At 61.8% G+C, this 12,951-nt stretch carries 10 protein-coding genes; 6 read left to right on the forward strand and 4 right to left on the reverse strand.

Translation table 11 applies throughout. The features are described from left to right. The first annotated feature begins 77 nt into the window (after positions 1 to 77). Positions 78 to 1,760: an AMP-binding protein gene (locus FIV39_RS25070; RefSeq protein ID WP_090402492.1), complete on the forward strand. Its 1,683-nt coding sequence runs from the start codon at positions 78 to 80 to the stop codon at positions 1,758 to 1,760. Positions 1,761 to 1,814: 54 nt separating this feature from the next. Here FIV39_RS25070 and FIV39_RS25075 read toward each other — a convergent pair whose 3' ends face one another. Then, the gene (locus FIV39_RS25075) at positions 1,815 to 3,089 is read right to left on the reverse strand and encodes a glucarate dehydratase family protein (protein ID WP_090402490.1); all 1,275 of its coding nucleotides are present in this window, start codon (positions 3,087 to 3,089) and stop codon (positions 1,815 to 1,817) included. Next, a complete protein-coding gene (locus FIV39_RS25080; protein ID WP_090409890.1) occupies positions 3,086 to 4,453 on the reverse strand; it encodes an MFS transporter in 1,368 nt (455 codons plus the stop codon). Before FIV39_RS25080 ends, FIV39_RS25075 begins: the two co-directional genes overlap by 4 nt. 106 nt (positions 4,454 to 4,559) lie before the next feature. On the opposite strand from FIV39_RS25080, the gene FIV39_RS25085 reads away from it, so the two are divergent. Then, positions 4,560 to 5,462: a LysR substrate-binding domain-containing protein gene (locus FIV39_RS25085; protein ID WP_090402487.1), complete on the forward strand. Its 903-nt coding sequence runs from the start codon at positions 4,560 to 4,562 to the stop codon at positions 5,460 to 5,462. Positions 5,463 to 5,476: 14 nt separating this feature from the next. Here the strand turns inward: FIV39_RS25085 and FIV39_RS25090 are convergent, their stop codons facing one another. Beyond that, a complete protein-coding gene (locus FIV39_RS25090) occupies positions 5,477 to 6,409 on the reverse strand; it encodes a helix-turn-helix transcriptional regulator (protein ID WP_090402485.1) in 933 nt (310 codons plus the stop codon). A gap of 552 nt (positions 6,410 to 6,961) precedes the next feature. On the opposite strand from FIV39_RS25090, the gene FIV39_RS25095 reads away from it, so the two are divergent. The 4 genes from FIV39_RS25095 to FIV39_RS25110 all read left to right on the forward strand — a co-directional run bounded on the left by FIV39_RS25095 (position 6,962) and on the right by FIV39_RS25110 (position 10,894). After that, positions 6,962 to 8,311 carry an MFS transporter gene (locus FIV39_RS25095; RefSeq protein WP_090402482.1) on the forward strand — a complete coding sequence of 450 codons (1,350 nt, stop codon included), beginning with the start codon at positions 6,962 to 6,964 and terminating at the stop codon, positions 8,309 to 8,311. A 98-nt stretch (positions 8,312 to 8,409) separates the two neighbouring features. Next, on the forward strand, positions 8,410 to 9,102 hold the full coding sequence (locus tag FIV39_RS25100) for a fumarylacetoacetate hydrolase family protein (protein WP_090402480.1): 693 nt from the start codon (positions 8,410 to 8,412) through the stop codon (positions 9,100 to 9,102). A gap of 42 nt (positions 9,103 to 9,144) precedes the next feature. After that, complete coding sequence (locus FIV39_RS25105; protein WP_090402478.1) at positions 9,145 to 9,903, forward strand: SDR family oxidoreductase; 759 nt, start codon at positions 9,145 to 9,147, stop codon at positions 9,901 to 9,903. A 34-nt stretch (positions 9,904 to 9,937) separates the two neighbouring features. Then, positions 9,938 to 10,894 (forward strand): 2-hydroxyacid dehydrogenase, encoded by a 957-nt coding sequence (locus tag FIV39_RS25110; RefSeq protein WP_090402476.1) that lies wholly within the window; start codon positions 9,938 to 9,940, stop codon positions 10,892 to 10,894. 46 nt (positions 10,895 to 10,940) lie between these two features. Here the strand turns inward: FIV39_RS25110 and FIV39_RS25115 are convergent, their stop codons facing one another. Further along, entirely contained in the window at positions 10,941 to 12,902 is a 1,962-nt protein-coding gene (locus tag FIV39_RS25115) for a methyl-accepting chemotaxis protein (RefSeq protein ID WP_090402474.1), read from the reverse strand. Positions 12,903 to 12,951 lie beyond the last annotated feature (49 nt).

Consider the following 12,951-nt stretch of genomic DNA (forward strand, 5'->3'; position numbering starts at 1 on the left):
GCGTGCCTATACTCGGTCCAGCCTCTCGGTGCACCCGAGGAGGTCAGTCCCCACAACAATAATTAAGGACACCGACCATGACCCAGTCCTTCCTGGCTGCCCGGGATTTTCTGCTCGCGCATCGCACCGACTACGCCACCGCTGCCCGCGACTTCCGCTGGCCGCAACTGGACACGTTCAATTGGGCCCTGGATTACTTCGATGCCATGGCCGAGGGCAATGCCGCCGACGCGCTGTGGATCGTCGAAGAGGACGGCAGCGAGCAACGCTACAGCTTCCAGCAACTGGCCGCGCACTCCAATCAGGTCGCCAACCACCTGCGTGCCCTCGGCGTACGCCGTGGCGAGCGCGTGCTGCTGATGCTCGGCAACGATGTGGCACTGTGGGAAACCATGCTGGCGGCCTTCAAGCTCGGCGCCGTGGTGATCCCCGCCACCGCCCTGCTCAACCCGGTTGACCTGCACGACCGCATCGAGCGGGGCCAGGTACGCCACCTGGTGGTCGGCGAGGCGCATGTTGCCAAGTTCGACGACCTGGGTGAGGGTTGCAGCCGCGTCTGCGTGGGGGCGGCGCCTATTGGCTGGGTCGCGCACAGCGCCGCCTTTGAATACCCCGAGCGGTTCGAGGCCGAGGGCCGTACCTTGGCCACGGACCCGATGCTGCTGTATTTCACCTCTGGCACCACCTCAAAACCGAAGATGGTGCTGCACAGCCACCAGAGCTATCCGGTCGGCCATCTGTCGACCATGTACTGGATCGGCCTGCAACCCGGCGACCTGCACCTGAACATCTCATCACCGGGCTGGGCCAAGCATGCCTGGAGCTGCCTGTTCGCGCCGTGGAATGCCGGCGCCTGCATCTTTATCCATAACGTCGCGCGGTTCAGTGCCCAGGCGTTGCTCGGCGCGCTGGAGAAGTATCGGGTGACCAGCCTGTGCGCCCCGCCCACGGTGTGGCGCATGTTGATCCAGGAAGACCTGGCCAGCTACAAAACGCGCCTGAACCTGCGCGAACTGGTGGGCGCCGGTGAGCCACTGAACCCGGAGATCATCGAGCAGATCCAACAAGCCTGGGGCCTGCCGCTGCGCGACGGCTTCGGCCAGTCGGAAACCACCGCATTGGTGGGCAACACCCCGGGCCAGTTGCTCAAGCCAGGGTCCATGGGGCGCCCATTGCCGGGCTACAAAGTGACCCTGCTGGACGCCGACGGCGTGCCGGGCACCGAGGGTGAAGTCGCCCTGCCGCTGGATATACGCCCACTGGGCCTGATGCTCTGCTACGAAGACAGCCCGGAGAAAACCGCCGAGGTGATGCGCGACGGTTACTACCGCACCGGCGACACCGCGCAGATCGACGCCGACGGCTACATCACCTTCGTGGGGCGCGCCGACGACGTGTTCAAGGCCTCCGACTATCGCATCAGCCCCTTCGAGCTGGAGAGCGCCCTGATCGAACACCCGGCGGTGATGGAAGTGGCCGTGGTGCCCAGCCCAGATCCGTTGCGCCTGGCGGTGCCGAAAGCCTTCCTGATATTGGCCCATGACGCCCCCGGCAGCGCCGAATTGGCCGCGCACATCCTCGCCTTCGCCCGTGAGCACCTGGCGCCATACAAGCGGGTGCGGCGGATCGAGTTTGTCAGCGAATTGCCCAAGACCATTTCCGGCAAGATTCGCCGGGTGGAGCTGCGGCAGATGGAGGTGGTGCGACGCCAGAGCGAGACGCGCGGTGAGCACGAGCACTTCGAGGACGATTTCAGCTGAAAAAAAGCCCGGCGGCCTTTCCAGGCATCGCCGGGCAAAACGAAGCGACCAGCTTCAGAAACGCGGTTTGACGGTCTTCCAATCCGGTTGATAGCGCTGCATCTGCTTCACGTCGTCGCGCTGGCGAATGCCACAGGTGAGGTATTGGTCATGCAGCTTGCCCAGTTGGTCATGGTCCAGCTCCAGGCCCAGCCCCGGTGCGCGGGTGATCTTCACGCAGCCATCGACGATCGGCAGTTTGCCGCCCTTGATCACTTCTTCGTCCGGTTCCTGCCACGGGTAGTGAGTGTCGCAGGCATAGTCGAGGTTGGGCACCGACGCGGCCACGTGGGCCATGGCCATCAGGCTGATGCCGAGGTGTGAGTTGGAGTGCATCGACACGCCCAGGCCAAAGGTCTGGCACATCTTTGCCAATACCTGGGTGTCGCGCAGGCCGCCCCAGTAATGATGGTCGGCGAGTACGATCTGCACGCTGTTCAGGGCCACGCTGCGGCGGAACTCGTCAAAATCGGTGACCACCATGTTGGTCGCCAGGGGCAAGCCGGTGCGTTTATGCAACTCGGCCATGCCTTCCAGGCCGGGGGTCGGGTCTTCGTAATACTGCAAGTCATCGCCGAGCAATTCGGCCATGCGGATCGAGGTTTCCAGAGACCAGTTGCCATTCGGGTCGATGCGCAGCGGCACGCCAGGGAAGGCTTTTTTCAAGGCCTTGATGCACGCCACTTCATGCTCCGGATCCAGCGCACCAGCCTTGAGCTTGATGCTTTTGAAGCCATAGGTTTCGATCATCCGCCGCGCCTGGGCGACGATCTGTACTTCGTTGAGGGCTTCGCCCCAACTGTCGGGCTTATAGGGCGAGTCGATGTGCTCGGCGTACTTGAAAAACAGGTAGGCGCTGAAGGGGATCTGGTCGCGGATCGCGCCGCCCAGCAGGTCCACCAGCGGCACATTCAGCGAGTGCGCCTGCAGGTCGAGAAACGCCACCTCAAAGGCCGAATAGGCATTGCTCACCGCCTTGCTCGCATGGGAGCCGGGGGCCAGTTCGGCACCGGCAATGCTCGCAGGTTTGTGCGCCGCCACGGTGGCCTGCACGATGGCGCGCAGTTGGTTGAGGTTGAACGGATCGAGGCCGATCAGTTGGTCCTTGACCTGTTGCTGGATCGCCAGCGCCGGGGCATCACCGTAGCTTTCGCCAAGGCCGATGTAGCCGGTGTCGCTCTCGATTTCGATGATCGAGCGCAGCGCGAAGGCTTCGTGGATCCCGCTGGCGTTGAGCAGCGGCGGGTCGCGAAACGCGATGGGGGTGACGGTAACGCGGACGATTTTCAAGAGGCGGCTCCCTGTGGGCCTGGACGCAAGGCGTGATGATGAGTCGTTGGTGTGGAGGTGGGGGGCACACCGGGCCGTGGTGCGGTGCGCGCAAAAAACACCACCACCGCGGCCACCAGCGATGTCGCGGCCAGGCCGTAGAGCCCGCCTTCAATCGAACCGGTGGTCTGCTCCAGCAGGCCGAAGGTGGTGGGTGCAACAAACCCGCCGAGGTTGCCGACCGAATTGATCAAGGCAATCACCGCCGCCGCGACGCGCGCATCCAGGTAACCCTGGGGAATCGGCCAGAACAGTGCCGAGGCAGCCTTGAAGCCAATCGCGGCAAAACAGATGGCGACAAACGCAAACACCGGCCCACCGGTGGTGGACATGAACATGCCGACGGCGGCGATCACCAGCATCAGCGCCACCCACGCCTGCTGGTGTTTCCACTTGCTGGCCAGGGCGGCAAAACCGTACATGGCGACGATGGAAATCAACCACGGGATCGAGTTGAACAACCCCACCTGGAAGTCGCCCAGGTTGCCCATTTTCTTGATCATGCTTGGCAGCCAGAACGTGGCGCCGTAGATGGTCAGGGCGATGGAAAAGTAGATAAAGCAGAACAGCGCGATCTGCTTGTCGGCCAGCAGCTTGAACATCGACGGCCGCACGCTCTGGGTGGCTTCGCGCGCCGTTTGCTCAAGCGCGATGGCCGTCACCAGCGCGTGTTTTTCTTCGTCGCTGAGCCACTTGGCCTCATGGGGGTGAGACTGCAACCAGAACCACACAAACCCGCACAATACGATGGAGGCAAAGCCCTCGATCAGGAACATCCACTGCCAGCCATGCAAGCTCAAGCCGCTGACGTTGAGCAACGCCCCCGACACCGGCCCGGAAATCACCGAGGCAATGGCCGAACCACTGAGGAAAATCGCCATCGCCTTGCCCCGCTCGGCGGCCGGCAACCATTGGGTGAAGTAGTAGATGATGCCGGGGAAAAAACCGGCTTCGGCAGCGCCAAGCACGAAGCGCAGGATATAAAAACTGGTCTCGCCTTTGACAAAGGCCATGGCCATCGCGGCCGCGCCCCAGGTGAACATGATGCGCGTCAACCAGGCCCGTGCGCCGTAGCGCTGCAGCAGCAGGTTGGACGGCACTTCGAAGATCGCGTAACCGATGAAGAACAGCCCGGCACCCAGGCCATAGGCAGCGGCGCCAATGCCCAGGTCGGTCTCCATATGGCTGCGCACAAAGCCGATATTGACCCGGTCAATGTAGTTGACGATGAACATCACCACGAACAACGGCAGTACATGACGCTTGACCTTGGCGGCTGCGCGGGCGAGCACGCTCGGGTCGGGCGGATTCTGGACGGTATCCAAGGGCAACTCCCAATCATTGTTTTTTTAGGGACGCACCGATGATGGACGCCAGGGATTGTTCCCGTCTAATCTAACTTGGCATTCGATTGATACCTGGATTAGATCAATGTTCGAACTGACGCAACTGCGCTGCTTCACCACCGTGGCCACCGAGCTGAATTTTCGCCGCGCCGCTGAACGCCTGAACATGACCCAGCCGCCCCTGAGCCGACAGATCCAATTGCTGGAGCATCACCTCGGCGTGGAACTGTTTACCCGCACCACCCGCAGCGTTGCCCTCACCGCCGCCGGCCGCGCGTTTTTTATCGAGGCCCAGAACCTGCTGGAGCGGGCCCAGCAGGCGGCCGTGACCGCGCGACGTTTTGCCGAGGGCGACATTGGTACGGTGAATATCAGTTTCGTCGGCAGCGCGGTGTATGAGTTTTTGCCCAGGGTCATTGCCGAGGCGCGGCTCAAGCAGCCCCAGGTCAAGATCGACCTCTCGGAGATGAACACCTACCAGCAATACGAAGCCCTGCGTGCGCGCCGCATCGACCTGGGCATCGTCCGCGCGCCGCTGCTGGAGCCGGGTTATGCCACTGAATGCCTGGTGCGCGAGCCCTTCGTGCTGGCAGTGCCGAGCAGCCATCGACTGGCCAGCGCCGAGAACGTCAGCGTCCAGGACCTCGATGCCCAGCCGTTCCTGATGTACGCCCATTCGGCCTACCCGCCGTTCAACGAACTGCTCACCGGCCTGCTGCGTTCGGCGCGTGTCGCCCCTGAATACGTGCAGTGGCTGGGCTCGTCCCTGACCATCCTGGCCCTGGTCAACGCTGGCATGGGATTGGCCTTGGTACCGCGTTGCGCCAGCAGTGTGGTGTTCAAGAACGTGGTGTTTCGCGATATCGACCTGGGCGAAGGCGCACAGAGTGAACTGCACCTGATCTGGCGCGAGAACAATGACAACCCGGCGTTCGCGATGCTGCTGGAGGGGATTCGCAGCGCCGTGCGTGACGGATGGGCGGACTGACCGCGCGTGCCGACTCAGGTGCCGGTGGGTGATTGCGGCGTGTCAGGGTTGAGTTGCTGGCGCCTGAATTGCCCGGGCGGCTGGCCGTGTATCTGGCGAAAACGTCGGGAGAAATACGCCTCGTCGGCAAAACCGCACAACCTGGCCACCTCACCCACCGGTCGTGTGCCATTGAGCAAATAATTACGGGCCGCGTGCATCCGGCGCTCAAGCACCAATTCCGTAAAGGTCTTGCCGATTTCCTTGCGCAACCAATGCGTCAAGTAGGTCGGTGACAGGTAAGTCGCCGCCGCCACCTTGATCAGGTTGAGGTCGGGGTCTGCAATATTCTTGCGCAGGTATTCAGACATTCTGCTCAGTGCATCGCGCCGACTGACCTCGGCGGCATTCTCTTCGGCCAAGCGCTTGAGCGGTTCGGCATACAGCGCGCACACGCGTCCAATCAATTGCAGCAGCAAACCCTTGAGCATCTCGCGAGTGCCAAACTGGCGGTTTTCATCCAGGGCACGCATCTGTTCGATCACGCCACAGACGATGCCGAAGTCCTCATCGCCCAGAATGAAATCCAGATGCTCCTGGAAGCGGAACGGTGACAACTCGGGCGCCAGCAGGATAGAGACTTCCTCCAGATCCATCGGGTCGCACTGCAAATGCGGTAGCAGGAAGGTCTGGGAGAAATTGATCACAATGAAGTTGCTGTCTGCCGGATGGGGGATCACATGCACCCGATGCGGCAGGATGAAAGCCAGTGCATTGCGTGGAAAGGGTCGTTCGGCATTGCCGATGTGCTGCACGGTGTCGCCACCCAGGTTGACCTGGATCTGGAAGTACTCATGACGGTGGGGGCTGGTTTCTGCGCGGCGGCCCTTTTTGTCGCGGATGTAAAAGTCGGTCAACTCGCTGCGTTGCTGCATGACGTAAGTGGGGACTCGACTGGGTGATGACATTGCCTGAGGCTCCTCGACAGGTACATGGTCAGGGCGATTGTGCAGGCGGACCGGCGCAGCTTCAACATGTCATCGGATAACAGCCAGAGGTGACGGATTATTTTCACCTGCGTTTGCGATTTTCTCTGTCCAAAAAAACCGTACGCACCAGAAAATAATTAATCCTTAAAAAACAATAAATTATTGAAAAAATCGGGAGTTTATAACCCAACAAGTTGATGCGTTTTTTCTTGGACTCCTGCATTCAAGGCCTTTTCATAAAGAAAAAACGATCTAACGCACGCGTTGATTTTGGAATGTTGTACGACCACTGTAATCACCCATGCAGCCCGAACCTTCCAAAAACAATCAAAAGGTGCGCACCCCATGAACCTGCTTTTTTGCCCTATCCCCCCTCCCCCGGCCCGGCCCGTGCGAAGGTCTCTCTGAGCATCTGACAGCGGCTGTCCGCGCCTCTCATTAATGCAGCGATTGCTCTGCCCCGACACGGGGGGCATCGGCTTCGGCTGCGCGCGAACTTCACGATTCACCTGATAATAAAAAGGTCTACCCATGTCGAACTCGCACCTCTCCCCGTCCACCGCGCCGTCGGTGAGTGCCGGCGTACAGGACGCCGTCCTGTCCCAGCGGCTGCCGACCCGGCGTCGCTGGTTCATGCTGTCGTTGCTGCTGATTGCAACCATCATCAATTACATCGACCGTGTGAACATCTCGATTGCAGCACCGTTCATGGCCAAGGACCTGGGCCTGGACAAGATTGAAATGGGCCTGATTTTCTCCGCATTTGCCTGGACTTATGCCCTCGCCCTGGTGCCCGCAGGTTTTGTTGCCGATCGCTTCGGCTCCCGGCTCACCTACGGCGTGTCACTGATCAGTTGGTCAACCGTGACCGTATGCCAGGGCTTCGCCACCGGGTTTGCCTCGTTATTCGGCTTGCGCCTGGCCGTCGGCGCCATGGAAGCACCGGCGTTTCCGGCTAACAGCCGGGCAGTGACGGTGTGGTTCCCGGCCCGCGAACGCGGCGTGGCCAGCAGCATCTATGTGTGCGGCCAGTACCTGGGCACGGCCCTGTTTACCGGCCTGCTGCTCTGGCTGGCCACCACTTATGACTGGCGCCATGTGTTCTACAGCACCGGGTTGCTCGGCATCGTGTTCGGCGTGGCCTGGCTGTACCTGTACCGCGACCCGTTGAACTGCAAGCGCGTCAGCCAGGAAGAATTAAAGTACATCGAAGCCGGTGGCGGGCTGGTCAAGAGCAGCCAGGAGCGCACCCGTTTCAATTGGCGGCAGATCGCCGAGCTGTTCCGCTACCGGCAGATCTGGGCGATTTGCATCGGCAAGTTCGCCAGCACCTCGGCGCTGTACTTCTTCCTGACCTGGTTCCCAACGTACCTGATCGAAGAACGCAAGCTGACCATGATCAAGGCCGGGATCTTCGCGGTACTACCGTTCGTGGGCGCTACCGTCGGCATTCTATTGGCCGGCATCGTTTCCGACTTGCTGATACGCCGTGGTTACTCAATGTCCTTCGCGCGCAAGTTGCCGTTGGTGGTTGGCTCGATGCTGGGCATGTCGATTGTGCTGGTCAATTTCACCGACTCGAACGTGATCTGCATCGCGGTACTGACCATTGCCTTCTTCGCCCAGGGCATCGCGTCGTCGTCGTGGGCCGCCGTATCGGAAGTGGCACCCAAAGAGCTGATCGGCCTGACCGGCGGGATCACCAGCCTGGCCGCCAATATCGGCGGGATCGTCACCCCGATCGTGATTGGCGGCATCGTTCACGCGACAGGCTCGTTTGCCTACGCGTTCTGGTTTATCGGCGGTGTCGCGCTGATTGGCACCTTGTCTTACTCGTTGCTGCTCGGCCGCTTGTTCCGCATCGAACTCAAGGTGCGCTGAGTCAAAAACATGTTTTTCTCCAACACCAGGCCGCAATCGTCCAACTTCATCCACGAATGCCGCCGTAGGCTGCTGCTTCCAACAGGACACTGATAAAAATGACCATGACTGAGTACGTGTTTACCCCCGATCTTCCCGTGACCTTGCCGGTCGCCGGTCGCCAGCAGCGCTTTCCCGTCGGCCGGGTATTTTGCGTCGGCCGCAACTACCCTTGGCCGGATACCCAAGGCCAGTCCCGCCAGCCGCCGGTGTTCTTTATGAAACCGGCGAGCAGTGTGGTGGATGCAACGGGTGAAGTGCAGTTCCCGCCGTTGACTGAAGAATTTGCCCACGAAATCGAATTGGTCGTGGCCATCGGTGAGGGCGGCACTCATATCCCGGAGAGCCAGGCACTGGCGTATGTGTGGGGCTATGCCGTCGGCCTGGACCTGACCCGCCGCGATGTGCAGCGCGTAGCCAAAAGCCAGGGCCTGCCTTGGGAAGGCGCCAAGGTGTTCGACGGTGCCGCGCCCATGACCGCCATTGTGCCGGTGACCCACGCAGGGCACCCGAGCGGCGAGTTGTGGCTCAACGTCAATGGCCAGGAGCGCCAGCGTGACAGCCTCGACAGCCAGATCTGGTCGGTCAGCGAGATCATCAGCCGCATCTCGCAGTCGGTGTCGCTGCGGGCCGGTGACCTGATCATGACCGGCAGCCCGGCGGGCGTCGATGTGCTGCAACCGGGCGATCTCATCAACGCCGGGATCGACGGCATCGGCCAACTCGAAATGCGTGTCGGCCAGCGCGCTTGAACCCGGCACACCTACCCGTGAACGGAAAAAGGAGATAACACCATGTCGAATCTTTTGAAGGTGGCCCTGGTCACCGGCGCCGGCAGCGGAATCGGCCGCGCCGTGGCCCTGGGCTTGATGGCGGACGGTTTCACCCTGGTGCTGGCCGGGCGCCGGCCGGAACCGTTGCAGGCATTGGCCGAGTTGGCGGCCAGCGAGGGCCACGAAGCCTTGGCCGTCCCCACGGATGTGCGCGACCCGGCCAGTGTCGACGCGCTGTTTGCAACCATTGCCGAGGTGTACGGACGTCTCGATGTGGTGTTCAACAACGCCGGGGTCAACGCCCCTGCCGTGCCGCTGGATGAACTGACGTTCGAGCAGTGGCGCAACGTGATCGACACCAACCTCAACGGCGTTTTCCTCTGCGCGCGTGGCGCCTTCGGGCTGATGCGCCATCAACAGCCACAGGGTGGGCGCATCATCAATAACGGCTCGATTTCAGCGCATACCCCACGGCCGTTCAGCAGCGCCTATACCGCCAGCAAACATGCGGTGTTGGGACTGACCAAATCCCTGGCCCTGGACGGGCGTGAATTCAACATTGCCTGCAGCCAGATCGACATCGGCAACGCCTTGACCGAGATGTCGGTGCGCATGACCAAAGGCGTACGCCAGGCCAACGGCACCATCGCCGTGGAGCCGATGGTCGACGTCAAACACGTGGCCGATGCCGTGCGCTACATCGCCGCGCTGCCCCTGGAAGCGAACGTCCTGAACATGACCGTCATGGCCAGCGCCATGCCGTTTGCCGGTCGCGGTTAAGCCGGCCTTTTTATTCCGTTACACGAGGTTCCCAATGAAACCAGAAGTCTTGCAGCTCAGCCCGATCCTGATCCCCGAAATCAACGCACGGCTCGATGAATTGTTTACCGTCAGGCGCTACTTCCAGCAGGCCGACAAGCAGGCTTACATACAGGAACACGGTGCGAACATTCGCGGGGTGATCACCGGCGGGCATACCGGCATCAGCCAGGCGCTGATGGCCCAACTGCCGCGATTGGAAGTGGTGGCGGTCAATGGTGTGGGCACCGATGCGGTGGACCTGGCCTATGCCCGGGATCGCGGGATCCGCGTGACCGCAACGATCGGCGCGCTGACCGAGGACGTCGCCGACCTGGCCATCGGCTTGCTGATCGCCGTGTGCCGTGGGCTGTGCACCAGTGATCGCTATGTGCGTTCGGGCCAGTGGCCACAGAGCCCGACACCTTTAGCGCCGCTGCCGTTGGCGCGCCAAGTCTCGGGAATGCGCATCGGCATCGTCGGCATGGGCCGGGTCGGTCGTGCGGTGGCCACCCGGGCCGCTGCGTTCGGTTGCCCGATCAGCTACACCGATTTGCAACCGATGGGCGATGTGAACCACACCTTTGTCGCCGACCTGAAACAGCTGGCCAGCCAAAGCGACGCGCTGATCCTGGCCGCTGCCGCCGACCAGGCTGAAGCCATTATCAACGCCCAGGTGTTGCAGGCATTGGGCAAGGACGGTTTCCTGATCAACGTGGCGCGCGGCAAGCTGGTCAACGAGGCGGACCTGGTGGCCGCGCTGGCCGCCGGTGAGATCGCGGGGGCGGCCCTGGACGTGTTTGTCGACGAGCCGAATGTTCCCGAGGCGCTCTTTGCCAATGAGCAAGTGGTGCTGCAACCCCACCGCGCCAGCGCGACGCTGCAAACCCGCACGCGCATGGGGGACATGGTGGTGGCGAGCCTGCTGGACAGCTTTGCCGGGAAAAAGCCCCAGGGTTGTGTGACGGATTGAGCACCGGCCACCGAGGGGCGTAGCGCCCCTCGAAACTCATCACACCTCACGCCACCTTGAAACGATTGACCAGACGCTGCTGGTGCTCGGCCAGGCGCGCCAGTTCCTGGCTGGTGATTGCGGTTTGCTCGGCGCCGGCACTGACCTGGATGACCAGATCATTGATCTCGTTGACGTTGCGGTTGATGTCTTCTGAAACCGCGCTCTGCTCTTCGGCCGCCGAGGCGATCTGCAGGTTGCGATCACTGATACTGGCCACGCCTTCGGCGATCTCCAACAACAATTCACCCGCACGTTCGACCTTGCGCGCACCGTCCTGGGCCTTGCCCAAGGTCTCCTGCATGGACGAACTCGCGCGATCGGAACCACTTTGCAGATTGCTGATCATCTGCCGAATGTTCCCCGTGGACTCCTGGGTCTTCTGAGCAAGTACCCGCACCTCGGACGCCACCACGGCAAATCCGCGCCCATGATCCCCTGCCCGCGCCGCTTCGATGGCCGCGTTCAACGCCAGCAGGTTGGTTTGCTCGGCAATGCCGCGAATGACATCCAGCACCGAGGAAATCCCGTCGCTTTCCTGTTTGAGTTCGTCAATGATCAGCGCGGTGTCCTCGGCCTGCCCCGAGAGCTGGCGGATCAGTGTGATGGTGCCTTCGATCTCGGTGCGCCCTTGGGTGGTGCTGGTATTGACCCGTTGCGACAGTTGCGCCGCATCGTTGGTGCTGTGTGCCACCTCGCGCACGGTGGCGCTCATTTCGTTGATCGCCGTAGCCACCAACTCAGTGCTTTGGCGCTGCTGCTCGACGCTTTGGCTGGTCTGCATCGTCACGGCCGAGGATTCCTCCGCCGCCGTTGCAACCTGCGCGGTGGCGTTGCCGATTTCCTGCACCACGCCGCTGATCTCTTGCGCCATGCGGTTGAGGTTGCGCGAGATCTGACCGAACTCGTCCTTGCTCTCATAGGTCGCCCGCGCGGTGAGATCGCGCTGTGCCAAGTCGTTGAGCACCCGATTCAGGTCGCGCACCGCCGAATCGATCATGCGGATGATCAGCCAGGACAACACCGCCACCGCCAACAGGGCCACGATCACTGCGCCGACGGTCAGCCACAGGGCGCGGCTGGCGTCATCCCGCTCGTGCATCGCCAGGCTGCTGACACTTTGGCCCAGGGCTTCCTCGACTTGGCCCATCAGGTCAATGCGCTGTGTGGAGGTTTCAAACCAGGCTTCGGGCTTGATCCCCAGCGCCTGCCCCATCGGCACCTCAAACGCCAGGCGCTGCAACTTGGCGACTTCGACGGCAGCAGGTTGTTGCATTTGCGTATCGAACTGCGCAAGCGAGGCAGCGGGCGCCTTGCGCCGGAATGCATCGTAATAGGCGCCGAACTCGCCCAGGTTGCGGCTGAAGCGCGACAACAGGGCCTCGTCGAAATGCCCCTGGCTGAAGACCAGGCCCAGCACCACGCGCTCGCGCCCGGCCCGCTCTTTCATTTCGATAAATTGATTCAGTGCACCCAGCGCGTAAACGATGGTCGCGTTGTTGACGCTCGCTTCCAGGGAGTGGGTGTAACCGGTCAGCACTTGAATGATTGCGGTATAACGCGCGCCGGATTCGGTGCTGTTGATGCTCAGCTTATCGACCTGCCCACGCATGGCCGGCAGTTGGTCCAGGGCCCGCACTACGTCGTCCAGGTTCGCATTGCCGGAAGTGGACAAACCGCGCACCACCTCGACGGCCGCGCTGGAGTCCCTGCGCATCTGTAGCATCCGCGCGCCCATGGACTTGCCGCCACTGCCGAGGAACACCCCACTGGCACCGCGCTCACGCTGCAACGTGGTAATCAACTGGCTCAACTTCTGCGCGGTGGCGCTGGCCATCACCGTGGTGTTCATGTCACGCAGCGTTTTGTAGTTGTCCACCACAAACACGCCGGCCAAGGTCAGGAACCCGAGCATGGGCAGTAGCAGAATCAACAACAGTTTCAGACGCAGCGGAGCGTTCTTAAGCATTTCCCTAAAGCCTCATGTCCATGGGTCAGACTGGCGCCTGTCACGCCAA

It is taken from the genome of Pseudomonas grimontii, assembly GCF_007858185.1.
In the GTDB taxonomy this organism is placed as follows: domain Bacteria; phylum Pseudomonadota; class Gammaproteobacteria; order Pseudomonadales; family Pseudomonadaceae; genus Aquipseudomonas; species Aquipseudomonas grimontii.

Coding starts and splice junctions, on each gene's coding strand:
- FIV39_RS25095 (WP_090402482.1), top strand. CDS start 6,962: ATGTCGAACTCGCACCTCTCCCCGTCCACCGCGCCGTCGGTGAGTGCC.
- FIV39_RS25085 (WP_090402487.1), top strand. CDS start 4,560: ATGTTCGAACTGACGCAACTGCGCTGCTTCACCACCGTGGCCACCGAG.
- FIV39_RS25100 (WP_090402480.1), top strand. CDS start 8,410: ATGACCATGACTGAGTACGTGTTTACCCCCGATCTTCCCGTGACCTTG.
- FIV39_RS25105 (WP_090402478.1), top strand. CDS start 9,145: ATGTCGAATCTTTTGAAGGTGGCCCTGGTCACCGGCGCCGGCAGCGGA.
- FIV39_RS25090 (WP_090402485.1), bottom strand. CDS start 6,409: ATGTCATCACCCAGTCGAGTCCCCACTTACGTCATGCAGCAACGCAGC.
- FIV39_RS25115 (WP_090402474.1), bottom strand. CDS start 12,902: ATGCTTAAGAACGCTCCGCTGCGTCTGAAACTGTTGTTGATTCTGCTA.
- FIV39_RS25070 (WP_090402492.1), top strand. CDS start 78: ATGACCCAGTCCTTCCTGGCTGCCCGGGATTTTCTGCTCGCGCATCGC.
- FIV39_RS25110 (WP_090402476.1), top strand. CDS start 9,938: ATGAAACCAGAAGTCTTGCAGCTCAGCCCGATCCTGATCCCCGAAATC.